This window comes from Natronobeatus ordinarius (assembly GCF_024362485.1).
Classification (GTDB): Archaea; Halobacteriota; Halobacteria; order Halobacteriales; family Natrialbaceae; genus Natronobeatus; species Natronobeatus ordinarius.
Genome location: NZ_CP101456.1, coordinates 3,056,504 through 3,076,227 on the forward strand (window position 1 = coordinate 3,056,504; position 19,724 = coordinate 3,076,227).

General features: G+C 62.4%; 17 protein-coding genes and 1 pseudogene. 13 read left to right on the forward strand and 5 right to left on the reverse strand.

From position 1 onward, the window contains the following. Positions 1 to 199 precede the first annotated feature (199 nt). On the reverse strand, positions 200 to 1,150 hold the full coding sequence (locus tag NMQ09_RS15490) for a DUF106 domain-containing protein (RefSeq protein WP_255191487.1): 951 nt from the start codon (positions 1,148 to 1,150) through the stop codon (positions 200 to 202). A gap of 259 nt (positions 1,151 to 1,409) precedes the next feature. Between NMQ09_RS15490 and NMQ09_RS15495 the strand changes: the two genes are divergently transcribed. Together NMQ09_RS15495 and NMQ09_RS15500 are read left to right on the forward strand one after the other, a co-directional pair. Next, positions 1,410 to 2,912 carry a DUF7289 family protein gene (locus NMQ09_RS15495; RefSeq protein ID WP_255191488.1) on the forward strand — a complete coding sequence of 501 codons (1,503 nt, stop codon included), beginning with the start codon at positions 1,410 to 1,412 and terminating at the stop codon, positions 2,910 to 2,912. Between the two features lie 541 nt (positions 2,913 to 3,453). Then, positions 3,454 to 4,956: a DUF7289 family protein gene (locus NMQ09_RS15500; RefSeq protein ID WP_255191489.1), complete on the forward strand. Its 1,503-nt coding sequence runs from the start codon at positions 3,454 to 3,456 to the stop codon at positions 4,954 to 4,956. A 118-nt stretch (positions 4,957 to 5,074) separates the two neighbouring features. On the opposite strand, the gene NMQ09_RS15505 is transcribed toward NMQ09_RS15500, so the two are convergent. Beyond that, positions 5,075 to 5,710, reverse strand: a complete 636-nt coding sequence (locus NMQ09_RS15505; RefSeq protein ID WP_255191490.1) for an adenylate kinase — start codon at positions 5,708 to 5,710, stop codon at positions 5,075 to 5,077. Between the two features lie 59 nt (positions 5,711 to 5,769). Between NMQ09_RS15505 and NMQ09_RS15510 the strand changes: the two genes are divergently transcribed. Continuing rightward, complete coding sequence (locus NMQ09_RS15510; protein WP_255191491.1) at positions 5,770 to 6,171, forward strand: DUF7975 family protein; 402 nt, start codon at positions 5,770 to 5,772, stop codon at positions 6,169 to 6,171. Between the two features lie 64 nt (positions 6,172 to 6,235). Here the strand turns inward: NMQ09_RS15510 and NMQ09_RS15515 are convergent, their stop codons facing one another. Then, the gene (locus NMQ09_RS15515) at positions 6,236 to 6,514 is read right to left on the reverse strand and encodes an amphi-Trp domain-containing protein (RefSeq protein WP_255191492.1); all 279 of its coding nucleotides are present in this window, start codon (positions 6,512 to 6,514) and stop codon (positions 6,236 to 6,238) included. A 362-nt stretch (positions 6,515 to 6,876) separates the two neighbouring features. Here NMQ09_RS15515 and coxB point away from each other — a divergent pair. From coxB to NMQ09_RS15540, 5 genes and pseudogenes are all read left to right on the forward strand, one after another. Further along, positions 6,877 to 7,575, forward strand: a pseudogene (gene coxB / locus NMQ09_RS15520) (cytochrome c oxidase subunit II); the annotation flags it as partial. 11 nt (positions 7,576 to 7,586) lie between these two features. Next, a complete protein-coding gene (locus NMQ09_RS15525; RefSeq protein ID WP_255191493.1) occupies positions 7,587 to 10,082 on the forward strand; it encodes a cbb3-type cytochrome c oxidase subunit I in 2,496 nt (831 codons plus the stop codon). A gap of 210 nt (positions 10,083 to 10,292) precedes the next feature. Continuing rightward, positions 10,293 to 10,559, forward strand: a complete 267-nt coding sequence (locus NMQ09_RS15530) for a cytochrome C oxidase subunit IV family protein (RefSeq protein ID WP_255191494.1) — start codon at positions 10,293 to 10,295, stop codon at positions 10,557 to 10,559. A 319-nt stretch (positions 10,560 to 10,878) separates the two neighbouring features. Then, positions 10,879 to 12,234, forward strand: coding sequence for a RimK family alpha-L-glutamate ligase (locus tag NMQ09_RS15535; RefSeq protein ID WP_255191495.1), 1,356 nt, complete (start codon positions 10,879 to 10,881; stop codon positions 12,232 to 12,234). A 46-nt stretch (positions 12,235 to 12,280) separates the two neighbouring features. Continuing rightward, positions 12,281 to 12,871: a DNA-3-methyladenine glycosylase family protein gene (locus tag NMQ09_RS15540; protein WP_255191496.1), complete on the forward strand. Its 591-nt coding sequence runs from the start codon at positions 12,281 to 12,283 to the stop codon at positions 12,869 to 12,871. A 25-nt stretch (positions 12,872 to 12,896) separates the two neighbouring features. Here NMQ09_RS15540 and NMQ09_RS15545 read toward each other — a convergent pair whose 3' ends face one another. Then, positions 12,897 to 13,376 (reverse strand): hypothetical protein, encoded by a 480-nt coding sequence (locus NMQ09_RS15545; protein ID WP_255191497.1) that lies wholly within the window; start codon positions 13,374 to 13,376, stop codon positions 12,897 to 12,899. Between the two features lie 112 nt (positions 13,377 to 13,488). Between NMQ09_RS15545 and NMQ09_RS15550 the strand changes: the two genes are divergently transcribed. From NMQ09_RS15550 to NMQ09_RS15560, 3 genes are all read left to right on the forward strand, one after another. Beyond that, on the forward strand, positions 13,489 to 14,016 hold the full coding sequence (locus NMQ09_RS15550; RefSeq protein WP_255191498.1) for a metal-dependent hydrolase: 528 nt from the start codon (positions 13,489 to 13,491) through the stop codon (positions 14,014 to 14,016). 66 nt (positions 14,017 to 14,082) lie between these two features. Further along, a complete protein-coding gene (locus NMQ09_RS15555; RefSeq protein ID WP_255191499.1) occupies positions 14,083 to 14,919 on the forward strand; it encodes a hypothetical protein in 837 nt (278 codons plus the stop codon). A 295-nt stretch (positions 14,920 to 15,214) separates the two neighbouring features. Beyond that, positions 15,215 to 15,733 (forward strand): GrpB family protein, encoded by a 519-nt coding sequence (locus tag NMQ09_RS15560; protein ID WP_255191500.1) that lies wholly within the window; start codon positions 15,215 to 15,217, stop codon positions 15,731 to 15,733. A gap of 265 nt (positions 15,734 to 15,998) precedes the next feature. On the opposite strand, the gene NMQ09_RS15565 is transcribed toward NMQ09_RS15560, so the two are convergent. After that, on the reverse strand, positions 15,999 to 18,524 hold the full coding sequence (locus NMQ09_RS15565) for a heavy metal translocating P-type ATPase (protein ID WP_255191501.1): 2,526 nt from the start codon (positions 18,522 to 18,524) through the stop codon (positions 15,999 to 16,001). Between the two features lie 133 nt (positions 18,525 to 18,657). On the opposite strand from NMQ09_RS15565, the gene NMQ09_RS15570 reads away from it, so the two are divergent. Together NMQ09_RS15570 and NMQ09_RS15575 are read left to right on the forward strand one after the other, a co-directional pair. Beyond that, positions 18,658 to 19,167, forward strand: a complete 510-nt coding sequence (locus NMQ09_RS15570; RefSeq protein WP_255191502.1) for a hypothetical protein — start codon at positions 18,658 to 18,660, stop codon at positions 19,165 to 19,167. Positions 19,168 to 19,286: 119 nt separating this feature from the next. Then, the gene (locus NMQ09_RS15575; RefSeq protein ID WP_255191503.1) at positions 19,287 to 19,694 is read left to right on the forward strand and encodes a DUF7475 family protein; all 408 of its coding nucleotides are present in this window, start codon (positions 19,287 to 19,289) and stop codon (positions 19,692 to 19,694) included. Positions 19,695 to 19,724: the final 30 nt, after the last annotated feature.

The window sequence follows — 19,724 nt, forward strand, 5'->3', positions numbered from 1 at the left end:
CGCGCGAGCCGGACAGCCGAGCAGTCGGGCCTCGAGTGAACGCGACGTCCCAGCGATCCCCCAAGCTGTCGCTGCCCCGCAGGAAATCCGGTCCGCGAGTCAGCAGCCATACGAAGGCGTCTCCGGTTCAGTTGCCACGATAGCGCCGTGCGGTCGTAAACCCCGGCAAAAATCGGCCGTCGAATCGCGTCGGCCCCGATCAGGTGGTGGGGCTCATATCGATGTTCAGTGACTTGCGCAGCAGCTGGGTGAAGCCCATCGAGCAGAGGAAGTACCAGATAATCCACGGCCGGAAGACCTGGATTCCGCGGAGCGGGTCGTCCCACTCGATGATGCCGATCATGGGCATCACCATGTTCTCGTCGAGGCCGACGTCGTGGACCTTCCACCACATCCAGAGGAACAGCGGGATGGTAAAGAGCATGATCCAGACCATCGGTCGGAACTGCTCTTTGAACATCCCGAGGTTCTCGGCCATCGCCTCCATCTGCTCTTCCTGGACTTTCTCCATCTCGTCGTCCAGTCGCTCGAGTTCGGCCTCGCTCGCGCCGCGCTCTTCGGCCTCCTCTTTGCGCTCCTGGACGTCCTTTCGCTTCGCCTGCATGGCCTTCATCCGCTTCTGGTACTTGGCCATCCGGTCCATGTTCATCATGTTGGCCTGCAGCAACGTCGTGTAGACGCCGGTGAGCATCGCCACCGAGAGGATCACCGCGTAAAACGGCAACGCAGCGTCCAGCGGTCCGAGCACCTGGTTGACCGTCCCGCCGACGACGTCGCGCACGGACTCGAACCAGTACGCGACCATCAGCAACACCGCGCCCGCGGCGGCCATCTTGTCCCACTGGGACCACTTCGCTGCGTCTTCGTCGATATCGACGTCGGGGACGGACACGGCTCCCGCGTCGGCGTCGCCGTCGAGCGCCTCGTCGAACGCCTCCCGATCGGCGATGACGAAGCCCTCCTCGCCGTCGACCAGCACGCCCTTCTCGATCAGCCGTCCCCACTGGCCGCTCGAGAGATCCCCCTTGACGTCGGCCCACGCGACCTCCCCGCCGTTGTCGTCGGCCTCCTCACGGATGGCCTCGAGGGCGTCGACCATCGAGGCGTCCTCGCGGACGAGGGCGTCGATCTTCTCCGCTGTGCGCGTCATTCGTTCGTGCTAGGTCACGTCCGGTATACAAGCTTTTTTCTTCGCGTGGCACAGGTCGCGACGGACTCGAGGTCGACTTTGTCCAGGGATTCAGGCGACGTGAACGGGAGCGTCGCAGCGACTCGAGGGCGTTCAAGGGCTGCCTGTGACGATGTGAGTGGCCCTTGAACGCTTCAACCAGCTCTTGTTAGCCGAACAATATATTACCCGTGAGTGTCTGTAGGTTCAATATGTGCGCGCAACGTAGTGGTGAGCGACCGTGAGCGCCGAACGGGGCCAGACGGCGGTCCTCGGGCTCATCCTCCTGATCGGCATCGTCGCGATCGCCTCCGTTGGCATTCTCGTCTACGCCGGGACGTCGACGACGGACGCCCAGCAGGAGATGGAGAACGAGCGTATCGAGGGGGCGTTCGTTCAGTTGAGTCAGACGATGGCGACGACGGCGGCGACCGGCGACACGACCGAGGTGATCGACTTCGCCGCGGGCGAGCACGGTGCTGTCATCTTGACGAATACGAGTCGGATGACAATCGAGTACGGGGACGAGACGAGGGACATCTATTTCGGGACGATCGAGTACGAGGGTGACGACGGTACCCGTATCGCCTACCAGGCCGGCGGCGTCTTCCGTGAGACGGGTAACGAAACGCAGATCGTCTCCACACCGCCGATTCACTACGACAACGAAACGGGTGCCGAGACGTTCTCGTTCCCGATCGTCGAGGCTACAAACGAAGCGCAGCTCAGTTCCGGTGAGGTCACGGTCAAAAAGGACGACACTAACGTCACCTTCTCTGAACGGGTCGATCGACAATACGTGACTGTCGAGATCGAAAGTCCGTACTACCGTGGTTGGCACCAATACTTCGAGCGGCAGGCAGGGGGGCACGCGATTGACTCTGTAGACCATGGGAATAACACTGTTACTGTGAAATTGGGGGCGTCAGATCTCAGTGGATTATACGACTATGCTGCCGTAGCCGCTACTGATTTGGATATCGGTGGTGGATCACCCGATTCAGGCATTCATGGGCCTGTTCTAACTGGTGAAAATCTCAGCGACAGTGATAAGCAACGTATTCATGCTGATGAAGGAGATATCGAAGACGGTGTGGATATCGAACTTGAACCGCTAGATGATGAAATTGATCGGAAAATACAACAGGCAGATGATGAAAACTGGGACAATATCCCAGGTGATGAAATTACTGCTGGAGAGTACTTTAATGCAATGGACGAAGATATCTCTCTGGAAGGACAGACCCTCAATGTTGCTGATGGCGACATCTCAATTGTCGTTGACGGGGATGTAGCCGTTGAGGATGTTGAGATTACTGGAACAAGTAGTGGCCATATGGTCAAACTGTATACGAGCGGTGTGTTGAGCATAACAGGCAATTCCTACCTCTGTATTGATGGGTGCTATAATCCCGCTCACCAAGTTCACCACCCGTCTGGAGATCACATTAACGCAAACCATCTGGAAATATTTGGTACGTCTGACTTCGACCTTAACGCTGGTGCAGGAGGGGGCACAATCTCTGGTGAGGGCGTCATATATGCGCCAGGGGCAGACATTTCATCCGCTGGCACTCCTTATTGGAGTGGTTCAATAATTGCAGACTCTATAGAAATTGGCGGGAATGCGAACCTCGTATATGACGAGGAACTTGAAGGTGGCCCCTCTTTTGAGGCAGGTGGTGAATTCCCTGACATCACGTATCTAAACGTGGTTAAACACGAAGTCGACGTAGAGAACTGAGGTGCATTCGATTAACACAAATGATTTTTACGTCAATTGTGTCTTCGCCTCAGCCGTAATATTTTTCGGTTGAGCCGCCTTATCAATCAATCAGCCGGCCATGATTGTACGAGAATAACCGGCTAGCACCCAAAAATTCACACCTCAGCGTAACTTTATCCACTCCCGGAATGGCTACGTTCGGCCGAGCCTTCTGCAGGCCGTAACTCGTGATCACACTCACTAACCCAGTATCGAAATTCCAGGCCTAGTTTCAATCGATAGCTTTCGCAGAAACTGTTATTTGACAATCTCTCGCAACTCAATAGTGGCCTACGATTTGGAACGCCAGCCTACACACGTTCATTCGCTGCTCAAGCACTACTTGAATGCCAGTCACGGCACACCGCCAATGGAGGTCGACAAATCTCAAAACCGTTTTAGGCTCCGAAAAGCACCAGTCTCGGCGCTTCAGGAGTCGATTGAACCATCGATAGCACCCATTTCTAGACAGTGTGCGGCACCGAACAGTATATTACCTGTGGCAATCATAGTAACCGGTATGAATACGACGGGTCCCGGGTCAGTCGATGGTCACAGCTCGAGAGGGCAGACCGCGCTTCTCGGGCTGGTGCTCCTGATCGGGATCGTCGCGATGGCGTCCGTCGGGATCTTGCTCTATGCGAGCCAGTCCACGGCTGACGTCCAACAGGAGACGGAGAACGAGCGCATCGAAGGGGCGTTCGTCGAGTTGAGCCAGACGATCGGGACGACGGCGACGACCGGGGACACGATCGAGTTGATCGACTTCTCCGCTGGCGAGAAAGGGGCGGTCGTGAAAGCCGATACCGGTGAGATCACGATCGAGGGTGGCACCATCAACGAGACGTTCCGCGTGGGCGCGATCGAATATCGGGGTGACGACGGAACCCGGATCGCCTACCAGGCCGGCGGCGTCTTCCGCGAGGCGGGTAACGAAACGCAGATCGTCTCCGCGCCGCCGCTTCACTACGACGCCGCCGCCGAAACGTTCACCTTCCCGATCATCAAGGTCGAGGACGAGGACCGACTCGACACCGGCGACGTGACGATCAGCCACCAGCACACCGACCCTCACCGCGATGCGAGCCTCGTGAAAGACGATACCGTCACGATTACCATCACGAGCGAGTACTACCGCGGCTGGGCGGAGTACTTCGAACGACAGGCCGGTGCGACCGTCGTTCGCAGCGTCGACGCACACGAGGGATCCGACGAAGGAACGGTGGTCGCCGAGCTCGGTTACCTCGAGATCGAGCACGCGTTCAGCGAAGGCGCAGTCTACGCCACCGACTTCCACGATCAGCACGACAACGTCGAGGAGTACGAGCAGGCGGCGTTCCCACCGATCGACTCGATTATCGACGACATTATCAACCGGACCGAAACGGGGACGTTCTTCGGAGAGCCGGTCCAGAACCTGTCGACGGTTGAGGAACATCACGAACTGGAAGCCGGCGTCTACCTCACCGATGGCATCGAAGAAAGTGGCCACCTCGAGTTCGATCTCTCGGACGGGAACGCGACGGTCGTGGTCGACGGCGACATCCGCGCTGACGGGCAGACGATCACCGTCAACGAGGATACGTGGCGAGAGAATCGATCCGTGAAGATCTACGTCTCAGGGGACTACGATGCTGAAAACAGCGGAGACGTGTGCGTCGAACCCTGTGAAGAAAACGTGAGTGCACAGGTCATACAGATCTACGGCACCTCGGAGTCGAAATTCGACTTCGGCCCGGGAGGCAGCTCCCGTTTCGAGGGCGTCATTTACGCCGGAGGGACGAACGAAGACTGGGAACAGCGACAGAACTGCGAGATGCAGGTGTGTATCCTGTCGAACCCCGATCTCTACGGCTCGATCGTGGCATCCTCGGTGAGCGTCCACGCCGAAGCTGTCGAGTTCGAGTACGACGAATCGCTCAGGGACGCCGAGTTCGACATCTACCCCGATCCGACTCTGCTCCCCCCACGGATCACCTACCTCAACATCGCCGAACACGTCGTCGACGTCGAAAGCAGGTAATCACCGTTTCCAGGCGTTTCTCGGCGAGAGAAGCGAGTGTACTACGGCCGTGGCGGGCGAGCAGCTATTCTAGACCTCATCGCCAACGGCGAGCATCGAAAAACTGAACGCTACCGTCTCAGGCCGCGTCCTCGAGCGTCGCCTTTACGTCTTCCCAGACCTCGTCGGGCGCCTGCTCGCCGTCGACGCGCTCGAGCATCCCCTGTTCTTCGTAGTACTCGACGACCGGCTTGGTGTTCTCCTGGTAGACGCGCAGACGCTCGCGGACGGTCTCCTCGTTGTCGTCGTCGCGCTGGACGAGGCGGGCCTCGACCTCGTCGTCTTCGGGCGGGTTGTACTCGACGTGGTAGATTTCGCCCGTCTCGGGGTCCATCCGGCGGCCAGTGAGCCGGTGGACGAGTTCCTCCTCGCTCACGTCGAGCATCAGGACGACGTCTAAGTCGGTCATGTCCTCGAGCTCTTCGGCCTGTTCGAGGTTTCGGGGATAGCCGTCGAGGACGAAGCCGTCGGCCTGAGTGAGTGCTTCGTCGACGATGGCGTTGACGACCGCGTCGGGAACGAGTTCGCCGGCGTCCATGTACTCACGTGGCGTGTCGTACTCCGTGTCCATGTCCGAGAGGTCCATGTCCTTGTTCGCCCGGAGGGCGTCGCCGGTAGTGATGTGCTCGACGTCGAAGTGCTCGACGATGTTCGCACTCTGTGTCCCTTTGCCCGCACCGGGTGCGCCCAGGATCAGGATTCGTGGTGTTGCCATACGCCCACCTTCACTACCGCTGCATAAATGCTTAAAGAATCGCGCAGAAAGGGGGAGGTATGACACGCTTCGACGCAGCCGACCCGGCGGCCCGGCGAACGCTGTTCGTCGACGCCATCGTGGCCCACCGCGAGCGCGCCAGCCCGTTTCTGACGATCGAAGTCGACGCAGCCGACCTCGAAGAGTCCGAGGACGACCCCGGGCCGCCGTGGGTGCAGTTCGCCGACGGCGTCGTCAACCTCGACTGTACGGAAGACGAACTCGAGTCGTTGAAGTCGCTGCTCGCGACGTTTCCAGCGTTCAAAATCGACGACCTGACGCGGCCCGAGAACGCAGCGGGTGTCAACGTGCGCGTGAGCGCGAAGGCAGACCCGAACCGGATCGCCCAGTTCTTCGACGCGCTGTTCCAGGAGGTGTACGGGCTGTCCGAGACCTACCGGGCCTGGGTCGTCGCCGTCTAGAAGCAGTACGGGCGCTCGGCTACCAGCGATTGCACGCTCGAGTGAGTCGCTCCCAGGTCGCCGCTCAGCCGATGGTGAGCTCCCCGTCGTCGTCTTCGCCCTCGTTCCACTCGAGTTCGAACTCGATCGAGAGCTCCGCGGGGCCGCCGGAGCTCGACGTCTCGCGTTCGGCTTTGACCTCGAACTCGGGGCGGGCAGGTGGTGACAGCGTTACGGAGTCGGCGCCGGCCTCGAGGGTGAGCGAGTCGTCGCCCTCGAGGGTGTCGGCGACGGTTCGCAGGTAGTCGGCGATCTCCGAGCGGTCCATTCGCTGTTCGAATTTGAAGAGGATTTCTTCGGGCATAGCTCCACTATGGCCTCGAGTGTATAGGCAGTTTCGAAAGTATAGTCACCATACATATCTAAAAGACGTTATAAGCGGTTGTGGACGTTCAAACCGGTTAGCGACGACTGCCTTTCGAGAGAAGTGGACAGTTTCCTAGAACGAATCGACGAGGTTCGTGTCGACGAAAGTCCGTGAAGGGGCCACCATATATGGTAATTGTCGCCAATGCTCGTGATAATGGTAAGCAAATCATGAAATTATTGCTGGTAAATTGCCCGTCGTCAGGCAGTTCCCAAAACAATAAATACCTCCCATCCTTCGGATACGAGATAACAGCCTAAATCGAGGTGAACACGATCACGAATACGATACCGACCCCGATGCAGACACGTGCCGAGGTATTCGACGAGATCTTCCTCGTCTTCCTCGCACTCGGTACGATCATCGGCATCATCGTCATCGCGTATACGGTGTACAACGCGTACAAGTACCGTGATGACGGTGATCGCGCGTCAGATGATGATCTACCAACGCTCGGGGAGTTACCGACGGGTGGAAAGGGCGGAAAGAAACTGTTCGTTTCCTTCGGACTGAGTGCAATCGTCGTTCTATCACTCATCGTGTACGCGTACGGGTTGCTCCTGTACGTCGAAGCGGGACCCGAAGGTGAAAACCCCGGCGAGGACGCGATCGAGATCGACGTCGAAGGGAACGGCTTCTCCTGGTTCTTCGAGTACGAGAACGGCGCGACGACAGTCAACGACATGTACGTCCCGGCGGACACGACGGTCTGGATCAATGTGACAGGAGGTGACGTCTGGCACACCTTCGGCATCTCGGACTTGCGGGTGAAAGCCGACGCGATCCCCGGTGAGTACGAGCAGACCTGGTTCGTCGCCGACGAACCCGGTGAGAAGCACCTCATCGAGTGCTTCGAGCTGTGTGGCCCCTTCCACACCGACATGGAAGGGACGCTGCACGTGATGGAGCAAGACGAGTTCGACGACTGGTTAGACGAACAGGTTGAGGATGACGAAGACGATGAAGAGGACGAAGACGAAGATGAGAACGACGACGGAGGTGACGACTGATGGGTGAGGATCTGCCGCCGAAACGGTCGATCAAGCGCTGGCTCGTCACGACTAACCACAAAGACGTCGGACTGCTCTACATCGCGACGGCGATCTTCTTCCTGCTCGCTGGCGGTGTCCTAGCACTGGCGTTCAGGCTCCACCTCCTCGAATCCGGTGGGTTCCTGGACCTCGAGCACAACCAGTTCAACCAGTTCGTGACCGCACACGGCTTCCTGATGGTGTTCTGGTTCTTCTCACCGATCGCCGTCGGGTTCGCTAACTACTTCGTGCCGATACAGATCGGCGCGAAAGACCTCGCGTTCCCGCGATTGAACGCGATGAGCTACTGGCTGTACCTGTTCTCGGGACTGCTCGTCGTGAGTTCGTTCCTCCAGGGTGGGACGTACGGCGGCGGCTGGACGGTGTACGCGCCGCTGAACGTGCCGACCTACACGCCCGCGATGGAGGCGACGACGGGTGGGAACGCGACCATCCTCGGCCTGTTCCTGTTCGTCGTTTCGGTCACTCTCGGGACGGTGAACTTCATGACCACGATCCACCGCCACCGTGCGGAGGGGATGGGCCTGTGGAACATGCCGCTGTTCACGTGGTCGATCCTGCTCACCGTCTGGATGATGCTGTTCGCGTTCGCGGCGCTGCTCGCTGCGGTGTTCCTGCTGGGCGTCGACCGCATCTTCCTCACGCAGTACTTTGCAACCGACCAGGGCTCGGGCCTGCTGTGGGCACACCTGTTCTGGTTCTTCGGTCATCCGGAGGTGTACATCGTCTTCTTCCCCGCTCTCGGGGTCATGTTCGAGACGTTCCAGACGTTCACCGGCCGGCGACTCGTCGGCCGCAAGTGGATCATCATCGCGATGGTGCTGGTTACCGTCCAGTCGTTCCTCGTCTGGATGCACCACATGTACCTGACGACCATCAACCTCGAGATCAAGACGCTGATCATGGCTACCACGATCGGCATCTCGCTACCGTTCGACCTGATGGTCTTCGCGCTGATCTACACGATGGTCAAAGGACGCGTGCAGTTCACCACGCCGTTCCTCTTTAACCTCGGCGCACTGGTGCTGTTCATCATCGGTGGTATTACCGGCGTCTTCCTCGGTGCCATCATCCTCGACTACGAGCTCCGTGGCACCTACTGGGTCGTCGCTCACTTCCACTACGTGATGGTCTCCGGCATCACCGCCCTGATCGGCGGCCTGTTCTACTGGTGGCCGAAGATGACCGGGAAGATGTACAACGAAACCCTCGGCAAGCTCAGCTTCGCCGTCTACTTCATCGGGTTCAACGTGCTCTACTTCCCGATGTTCCTCGCCTGGGAGACGCCCCGACGGGTCTTCCACTACGCCGAGCATATGACGCTCTACCACCAGATCGCGACCGGCGGCGCGTTCATCCTCGGGCTGGGTGTCCTGCTCGTGCTCGTCACGCTGGTGCACAGCCTCTTCAAGGGGCCAGCCGCACCGGCCAACCCCTGGGAGTTCTCTCGGACCGCCGAATGGGCAGTCTCCTCGCCCCCGCCACTCGAGAACTGGGACGGCCGCGCGACGTACGCGAACGGCCGCCTCGAGTTCGTCGACGACTCGCCGACCGTGACCGACGGTGGGACGCCCACCGCCGAGGCCGAGGTCACCGACGTCGATCACCACGAAGAACACGCCGACCACGCCAGCATCTGGCCGTTCATGACCGGCGTCGGTCTGTTCTTCTTCTTCCTCGGACTCGCCGGGCTCACGCCCGTGACGATCGAGCTGATCGAGGCGAACGGCCTCGACCAGTACTTCCCCGCGTGGGCGCAAATCACCACCGAGGGTGAGATGAACTACCTCTACCCGGCGCTCACGGTGTTCGGCTTCCTGTTCACCTGCGCTGCCCTGTTCAAGCTGGGCGTCGAGGACTTCAACGTCCCCGAGCCGAAGGTCGCCGAGCGCTGGCCGTTCGGTGGCGACATGGACGACACGAAGTTCGGGATGTGGGTCTTCCTGGCCTCCGACGTCGTCGTCTTCGGTGCGATCATCGGCGCGTACATCTTCATGCGCCTGCACGCTGGCTGGAGCACGTTTGAGCCGGTCCCGGACTACGCCTGGCCGGGCCTGCTCAACACGTACATCCTGCTGACCTCGAGCTTCACGGTCATCCTGGCGCTCGTGATGGCCCAGCGCAAGAACAAGCAGGGACTGCTCGCCATGATGGGCACGACCGTCCTGCTCGGGCTGGGGTTCATGGGCGTGAAAGCCTGGGAGTGGAGCCTGAAATTCAGCCAGGGTGACTTCTGGTTCAGCGGCATCGAGTACTCGCTGTACTACGTCACGACCGGGCTCCACGGGCTGCACGTCATCTTCGGACTCATGATCGCGGTGTTCATGATCTTCCGGATCGTCACGGTGGACGCCTACCTCGAGGACAACCGTCCGGTGGAGTTCTTCGGGCTCTACTGGCACTTCGTCGACATCGTCTGGGTCATCCTCTTCCCGCTGTTCTACCTGATGTAACGGCGGCGAACCGCTGTTCGTTCGGTTTTCGGTTTTTAGCGTTTCACGGTGAGGCGACGCCTCACCGTCCGCGAGCGCCCAGGCGCTCACCCATTCCACCGGCTCGAGTCGCGTCGACGATCGTGGTCTCCGTCGCCGTGACGGGGTTTTGGGTCCGGCTTCGAGGGGAGAAGAGAAGCTATAAGTAGATGTCTTACTAGTTGCGTACCAATGGCGAGCGTTCGAACGTACGCAATCATTTACGTCGTACTGCTGGTGTTGGGGACGAGCAAGTTCATCTTCTTCGAACTCGACCAGATCTTCACCTACCAGATGGCGTTGGGTGCGACGATCTTCCTCGCGATCGTCAAATCGCTGCTCATCGCCGGCTACTACCAGCACCTGATCGAAGAGCCCCGGTCGATCACCTACATGATGACCATCGCGGTGTTCATGGTGTTCCTGCTCACCATCGCCGCCGGCTACTCGATCCAGTAACCGCATCGACCTGAATCGGGCAGGACGCTCGACGCTTCTTCTCGGCCGAGTCCGATTCGGCCGGTCACTGACCCTCGTCAGTTCGAATCGATCCGGACGGAAGACACGTCACCTGAGACGGATTACTGTGACGAGGTACCGGCCAAACTGCAGCACGGTCATGGTTGCGACAGACCTGTCTCACGACGTTCATGTATAGGGCACGCACAGTTCGTTACACCCGATTGAGTGTCGTAAATGACAGAAGGCAGCAAGGATTCCCCCTTGGAGACTGTACCGACTGACAATGCTTTTCCGGTGGGGAAGAGTGTATTGAGCTATGACTACTGACCGTGCGGTACGGGTGGGGGTACTAAGTCTACACACGAGCAAAGAGAGCAAGGCGATCTGTAACGCCGTCGAGGAACTCGGCCACAGCCCCGAGTGGCTTCGAAGCGAGAACACGACCGTTCGCGTTCGTGACGGCGCCGTGCAGCTCGAGCCCGAGGTCGACGTGATCGCGAACCGGATGTTGCTCTCGAACACGGAGCAACCATGTGAGGAGCTCGGATTGGCAGACACGCTCTCACAGCTCGTGCCGATGTTGAACGAGCCGTCAGCGACGCTGACGGCGGCACACAAGCTGGCGACGGCGACGGCGCTCGCGACGCACGACGTTCGCGTACCGGACGTCTTACTCGCGCTCGCGTCGGACCAGCTCAACGCGGCTCGCGACGAGTTCGGCGAGGAGGCGGTGTACAAGACGGCGATCGGGACCCACGGCGGCGGCACCTGGAAGATCGGCCCTGAGGATCCGATCAACGCGAAAGTTGGGAACCGGTACGCCTTCTTGCAGAATCTCATCGAGCGCGACGGGCAGCGTCACCGGGACGTCCGCGTCTACGTCGTTGGCGGTGAGGTCGTCGCCGCGATGTATCGGTACGCACCTGACAACGACTGGCGAACCAACGTCGCCCTCGGCGGCTCGGTCGAAGATGCGACGGCTGACCTCCCCGAAGAGGCACGCGAGATGGCCGAACGGTCGGCCGAAGTCATCGGTCTCGACTACGCCGGCGTCGACCTCGTCGAGGGCGAGGACGGCTGGTACGTCCTCGAGGTCAACCCCACCGCCGGCTTCAAAGGGCTGTACGAGGCCACGAACGTCAGCCCGGCGCCGTACATCGCGAAGCTCGCCATCGAGCGCGCCGGCGGCGAGGTCGACGACGGCCGCGTCTGGGAGCTGTCGGCCCACCTCGACGACTCGACGCCGTCGGTGATGCCCGCGTCGCTCACGGTCGACGACGGCGAGCCGAGCGTCATCGGCTACACCGAAGAGATCGTCCTCTCGGGGACGGCGGGCTCGAAGAGCGTGTTCGCGAAGTCAGACACCGGCGCGTCGCGAACGAGCATCGACACCCGTCTCGCCGCCGACATCGGGGCGGGCCCGATCAAGTCGATCACGCGCGTCAAGTCGGGCAGCCGGAAGACGGCGAAGAGTCGCCCCGTCGTCGACGTCGTCGTCGGCGTCGGCGGCAACCAGCACACCGTCACCGCGAGCGTCGAGGACCGCAGCCACATGGACTACCCCGTCATCCTCGGGCGAGACATCTTGGGGAACTACCAGGTCGACGTCGGCCGTCGGGTCGACGGCCAGACGCCGGACAGCCCCGAAGAGGAAGAAGAGAGCGTCGAGTAAGACGCGGACCGACGACGCTTTCTCCCCTCCGTCCGACGCTCGAGCCATGGTCGCCGACCCCGAAACCGTCCTCCGGCGCGATCCGGTCATGGCCACGGTGGTCGATCGGCACGATCCACACCCCATCGAGCCCGTTGGCTGTGAGTACGAGCGACTGTTCGTCTCGATCGTCAACCAGCAGCTGTCGACCGCATCGGCGACGGCCGTCCGCGAGCGGGCGTTCGATGTTCTCGAGGGTGACGTCCGGCCCGAGACCGTCCTCGCCGCCGACGACGAGGCGCTGCTCGAGGCCGGCCTGAGCGCGCGAAAGCTCGAGTACGTCCGCGAGGCCGCCCGGGCGTTCTGCGAGCGCGACCTCACCCGCGAGGGACTCGCCGAGCACTCGGATCGAGAGGTGCTCGACGAACTCACTCGGATTCGGGGCGTCGGCGAGTGGACGGCCCGGATGTACCTGATTTTCGTCCTCGAGCGACCCGACGTGCTCCCCCTGGGAGACCTCGCGGTTCGTCGGGGCATCGAGTTACTGTACAACGAGGGCGAGGAACTCTCTCGAGCGACGATGCGGGAGCTCGCCGAGCCGTGGCGACCCTACCGGAGTCTCGCGACGCGGTACCTCTGGGCGGCGTACGAGGCGTGAGGAGATTCTCGGCGACGCGACCGGGCTACCGGCGACGGACGGGTCGTCGGTCCCGACGGGCGTCGGCGTCGAACAGGACGGCTGCACCGACGCCGGCGAGCCCGGCGACCGTAACGGCGAGCCCCGTCGAGACGGCGAGCTCGAGGTATCCGAGAATCGTGTGCGTGAGCGAGTAGTGCGCGATCGACAGGGACTGGCTGAGTGCGAACTGCACCGCGACGCTGCCGACGGCGGCGCCGAGAAAGAGGACTGCCGTCAGGACCGCGTACGACCGACCCGGGTCCGCATCTCGGACGAGAAGGTATCCGACGGCGAAGACCGCGATCGGGGTGACGAGCACCGACCCGAAGTTCGCGCCGATCGCGAGCAAGGAGACCGATTCCATGCCGAGATCGAGGTACTCGACCCCGAGTCCGGTCGACAGTCGGACGACACCCTCTACCCCTCCGGCGACGAAAGCGACGACCGCGGCGATGACAGGGGTTACGGTGGCGTTCGACGACATACGTACCGGAGCAGTTCTCAACCACCACACATATTTCTGTCGATCAACGTTGCGCCTCACAGGCGCTCTCCGGGGCAGGTTTTAGCATCGGGGCGTGAGTCGTACAGGACGAATGCAACCGGTCGTCCACCTCGCCGTCGGCTACCTCTGTTACGCCGCCTACGTCCGGTGGCGACGCGGCCGCGGCGTGACGCCCGCCGACGGACCGGTACTGGTCGCCGCCTTCGGCGCGGTGCTCCCCGACCTGGTCGATCAGCCGCTGTGGCTCGCCGGCGTGACCCCAGTAGGCCGAACGATCGCCCACTCGCTGCTGTTCGCCGTGCCGACGATTCTCCTCGTTTCGTACCTCACTCGTCGTCGCGGCGAGCCCATACTCGGCGTCGCGTTCGCGATCGGGTACGGCTCACACCTCGCGGCGGACGTCCCCTGGCACGTCCTCGCCGGCGACTACGACGAGCTCGGATTTCTGCTCTGGCCGATCACGCACATGCCCCAGTACACCGGCGTCAAGTCCCTCGGCACCGTCGCCGGCCTCGAGGTCACCACGCTCTGGCTCGAGGCCGTGATCCTCGTCGCCGGCGTCGCCCTCTGGTGGCACGACGGGCGGCCGGGACTGGGGGCGATCCGATCCCGGCTGTAACGCGGCCGTCGGGCGGCGCTTGCGCCAACGGGCAGCCTTAACTCGGCTCGCGGAGACGTCCCAGGCATGTACGGCTATCTCACCGACGACGCCGACCTCGCTCAGGCGGGCGTCGGCGACGTCACGTACTACCTGACCGACCAGGTGTCCGGCCGCCGTCAGCCCCCGCTCGAGGGCGTGGTCAACTCGGTGGCCTGCTGGGGCGACACGGAAACGGTTCGCGACCAGCCAGACCGGGCCGCGGTCGCCGCAGACGGCACCCGGGCGACGCCCGAGGCCCGCGGACAGGACTGGGGCACCGTCTGTCCGACAGATCCCGACTACCGGGAAGCAGTACTCGAGCGAATCGCCGCGATCGGTGCCACGGGCGACGTCCGACTCACCACGCTCGGCTTCCCGGGCGAGGACTTCTGTCACTGTGAGCGCTGTGACCGGCTGTTCGCCGACAGCGCTCACGACAGCCGCGAGGCCTGGCGGGTCGACGTCATCACCGAGTTTGTCGCCGAGGCGGCCGACCGCGTCGAGGGCGACCTGATCGCGACGCTGTACCCCGATCCCTACCCGGGTGCGCTCCGTGAGCGGACCGGCGTCGATCCCCATGCGCTTGCCCCCCACGTCGACGGCTTCCTCGTCCCCCTGTGTGGGGCCGGCTACGCGACGACCTACTGGGTCGAATCCCTCGCGAAAGGATTCGACAGCGAACTCGAGGACCTTGAGGCCGACTTCGTGGTCCAGCTCTCGACCGACGGGGTCGCCGTCGATCGGCTCGTCGAGCTTACGGGGAGACTCGAGGCCGCCGTCGACGTCGACGCGGTCGTCTTCGGGACGTACGGCTCCGGAAGCGAGAAGCTCCGGGACGTGGTCGGTCGGCTCCGCGAGGACGCGCCAGCGGTGCTCGCCTGAGACGGGAAACAGCGGACACAGCAGGTTCAGGAGAAGGCCGTTGCCTAATTTGGTGAAACAATCATAGAGGGAGTGATATTGGCAAGAGTTAGCGTGCAAGACTCAGAGCGTGTATGCAGCACAGGTGGTTCGTTGCTTCCGACCAATCAGTGGTGAATCAACTGTTCGCTGAAGAGTACGTGTCTCTCGCGCAGGATTGTAACGGACTAACTTTAGATGGCTGCCCCAACCAGAGCGCTCGAATGAGTCGATCTGCTCCAAAAACCTAATACACTCACGCTGATTTCTCGAAATAATGGTTGGATTAGAACGAGGAACAGTCAAACTGGAACCGTACCGAGACGAATGGAAGGAACGTTACGGAGAAGAGATAGACCAGTTAGACGACATCGCAGGCGATCAGTTCGTTGATTTCGAACATATTGGGAGTACTGCTATCGATGGGATGCCTGCGAAACCGATTATCGATGTCCTTGCTGTCGTCGATGATCTGGACGACGCAGACACTCTCATTCCAGTTCTCGAAGAACAAGGATACGAATACCGCCCCGGAGACGTTGACGGGCGACTCTTCTTCGCCAAGGGGCCGCGCACGAATCGGACGGTATACCTCTCGATCTCGGAACACGGGAGTGACTTCTACGACGAGAAAGTCGCCTTCAGAGAGTATCTTCGTGAGCATCCTGAAGCCGCCGAACGGTACGCCTCACTGAAGAAAAGGTTGGCAGAGAAGCACCCAAAAAACAGAGAGAAGTATACTGCTGCGAAATCGGAGTTCATTAAGAACGTACTCGACCGGGCGATGAACGAGTAGCTACCACTCTCCCGATATTACTCTCCTCACCGTACACCAGATCGAACGAAGTAGAGCGCTTATTTGACACGCCACTCATAATACTGAAGGCAAATAACGACGAGTACTTCGATAACTGCTTCTCCTGTATTGACCGCTCGTTACTCTTCGAGATCGAGCTTCAGCTCGTGCTGCATTCGCGCTGTGTATTCATCACGAGAAGGTATGGCACATATCGAACACTATTGATTCATCAAGGTCGGTAAAAGGCCACGCGAACAGATACTCACCCCTCCTCCGGCATCTCCGGCTCCACGCCCGACAGCCGCATCGCGTTGCCGGTCACCCCGAGGCTCATCCCCATGTCGCCGATGACGACCGCGTGGATCACCGTCACGATCCCGAAGGGGGCACCGGCGGCGAGGACGGCCTTCACGGCGAGACTCGCCCAGATGTTCTGGCGGATGACGCCGTTTGCCTGCCGGGAGAGCCGATGCAGGTACGGCAGACGGGTGAGATCGTCGCCCATCAACGCGACGTCGGCCGTCTCGATCGCCGTGTCCGTCCCGGCCGCGCCCATCGCGACGCCGACGGTGGCGGTCGCGAGCGCGGGCGCGTCGTTGATGCCGTCGCCGACCATGACGACGTCGCCGTGTTCGGCCTCGAGTCGGCGGATCTCCTCGAGTTTCTCTTCGGGGAGGAGGTCGGCGTGGTAGGACTCGATGCCCACCTCGTCGGCGATCGCCCGGGCGGTTCCCTCGTTGTCACCGGTGAGCATCACGACACGAGCACCCTGTGCCCGGAGCCGCGAGACGGCCCACGTGGCCTCCGGTCGGACCGTGTCCGCGATCCCGAGGACGCCCAGCAACCGGTCGTCGGTGCCGACGAGGACGGCCGTCTTCCCCTGGCGCTCGAGTTCGGCGACGGCTTCGCCGATGACGTCCAGACAGTCACCGTCGCCACACTGCTGGCGAGCCGACTCGAGGATCCCCTCGCCGCCGCTCGACTCGACGACCTGCCCGCCGTCGGTCGTCGCGTGGACGTGCTCGAGGTCGAGGCCGAGCCCCGCGAAGAGGTCGGGCTTGCCGACGTAGTGGGGCTCCCCGTCGAGGTCGGCGCGGACGCCCCGTCCGGCGAGCGCCTCGAAGTCGGAGACCCGACGCTCCTCGTCCTCGAGAACGCCCCGCTCGCGCGCGTAGCCGACGACGGCCTCGCCGAGCGGGTGTTCGCTGCGCCGTTCGACGGCGCTCGCCCGGGCCAGCAGCTCCGCCTCGTCTACTCCCTCGAGCGCGACGACGTCCGTCACGGAGAGGTCACCCGTCGTCAGCGTGCCCGTCTTGTCGACCGCGACGACCGCGCTCTCGCCGACGGCCTCGAGGTGGCGACCACCCTTGATCAACACGCCGTGTTTCGCGGCGCTCGTGATCCCGGAGACGACGCTGACGGGCGTCGAGATGACGAACGCACAGGGGCAGGCGATGACGAGCAGGGTCAGCCCGCGCAAGAACCACGTGTCCCACGGCGCGCCGACTAAAAGCGGCGGCCCGGCGGCGAGCGCGACGGCCGCGACGACGACGACCGGCGTGTAGACGCTCGCGAAGCGGTCGACGAACTGCTCGCGGTCGGTCTTCTCGCGCTCGGCCTCCTCGACCAGCCGGACGATCCGGGCGAGCGTCGACTCCCCCGCCTCGCTCGTGGCCTCGACCTCGAGGTAGCCCGACTCGGCGATCGTCCCCGCGAACACCTCCTCGCCCGCCTCCCGGTCGACGGGGACGCTCTCGCCCGTGATCGGCGCCTGGTTCACCGCGCTCGCCCCCTCGCGGACGACCCCGTCGACCGGGATCTTCTCGCCGGGTCGGACGACGACGGTGTCGCCGACGGCGACTGCCTCGGCGGGCACCGTCTCCTCGGTGCCGTCTTCGCGCTTGATCGTCGCCGTCTCCGGCGAGAGGTCGAGCAGCTCCCGAATCGAGTCACGCGCCCGGTCCATCGAGAAGCGCTCGAGTAACTCGGCGAGACTGTAAAGCACCGCGAGCATCGCCCCCTCGAAGGGGTGGTGGGCGGCGACGGAGGCGAGGATCCCGATCGACATCAGGAGGTCGATGTCGAGGCTCCGGTTTCGCGCCGAGTAGTAGCCGTTGCGGACGATCGGTGTGCCCGCGACCGCGGCCGCGACGACGAACAGGACGTGTGAGAGCGCGACCGTCCGGCCGGCGACCGTGAACAGGTCGGGGTTTGCCCCGGTGAAGACGAACGCCAGGGCCATCCCGACGGCCACGAGGACGCCACCGATCGCCGTGCCCAGGGCACGACGGCTCCGCCAGACTGCGCCGGGATCGCGAAAGCGGCCTCCGTCCTCGTCGATCGGCGTCGCTCCGTAGCCGGCGTCCTCGATCGCCGTCACGGCGACAGCCGGCTCGACGTCCGCGGCGGTGACCGTGACTCGTCCCGTCGCCGGCTGGGTCTCGACGGCACCGACGCCGGAAACACCCTCGAGGGCGTTCTCGACTTTGCCCGCACAGGAAGGACAGTCCATCTCCGGAACCGAGAGGGTCAGTTCGGACGCTCCGGACTCGACCGTGTACCCGGCCGCCTCGACGCGCTCGCGGACGGCCGCCTCGTCCGTTCGCTCGGGATCGTACTCGACGACGAGCGTCCCGCTCGTCACCCGCGGCTCGAGGCGCTCGATCCCCTCGAGCGTCTCGACGCTGTTGGTCACTTTCCCGGCACAGGAGGGACAGTCCATCTCGGGGACGGCGAGCTCGAGGGGTCGCGTCTCGGCGGGAGGGCTCGCTGGATCCAGCTCACTCATCACCTCGATATAGACGCTCCAGCGGGATACGGGTTATTTGGCGTGCGCCAAATTCGACTCGATTCGGGCTCGACTCACGAGGAGTGAATACGTATCGACAATTTATTGAAAATTCGCGCGCAATTGGTTATCCATGCGCGATCCCACCGCTTCCGAGAACGGTTCGACGGGGACGGGGATTCGCCGGCTCGTCGAAACGTACACGCCCGACGGAACGCTCGGACGACTGGGGCTCGGCGCGGTGACGGCCCCGGTGGGGGTGTACTCGCTGATCGTCGCAGTCGGCTTTCTGCTCAACCCGGCGCTCGTGTCGTGGCTGCTCGTCCCGACGGCGGCGGCCGTGGGCGTCGCGCTCGTGAGTCTGACCCTGCTCACGCTCTGGCCCGTCTACCTCTCGCTCATCGGTCGAATCGACCGTCCGACCGAGTACGCGGACGCGGCTCGGTCCAGTCCCTCGCCGTCACCGTCGCCCGTCGAACGGCTGAAGGAGGAGTACCGACGCGGGCGGCTCTCGGAGGAGGAGTTCGAAAACGCGCTGGAAGCGGCCCTCGAAGCACCCGAGCGGTCCCCGTCGGAGACGGGACACAGCCGACGGTCCCGCGGCGACCGACTCGAGGTCGAAGAGTCCGAACGAAGCGGCTGACGGCGCCCCGCTGGAGCGCCGTGGCGCCAGCGATACACTCCCCCTCGAATCGGCGTACGGTATCGGCCGGGATACGAACACCAGGTGGTTTTTTAACAATTTAGTCCGATAGAACGGATATGGGCGCAACTCCCACGACCAGTACAGACTCGACGTTCGAGTTACCATCCAATCCGGTCGGATACGTCGCCATCCTCATGGCGGTTATCACGGGCGTGCTCCACCTGGTAGCGTCCACCAACGCGATCGAGTTTAGTCAGGTGCTCGCAATCCTGTTCGTCCTCAACGGCCTCGGCTTCCTCGGCGGGGCGGCGCTGTACCTGACTCGGTTCTGGCGGCGACCGCTGTTTCTCGTCGCGGCGGCGTACTCGATCGTGACGATCCTCGCGCTCTTCCCGGTCCAGGGCTGGGGCGTCGAAGCGTTCTACATGGAGGGTAACCTCAACCCGTTAGCCGTCATCACGAAAGCCGCCGAGGCGATCCTCGCCGTCTGCGCCGTCTACCTGTACGTCGACGCCGGTGAGTGACCGTCGATTCCGCCAGAAACGCGACAACAA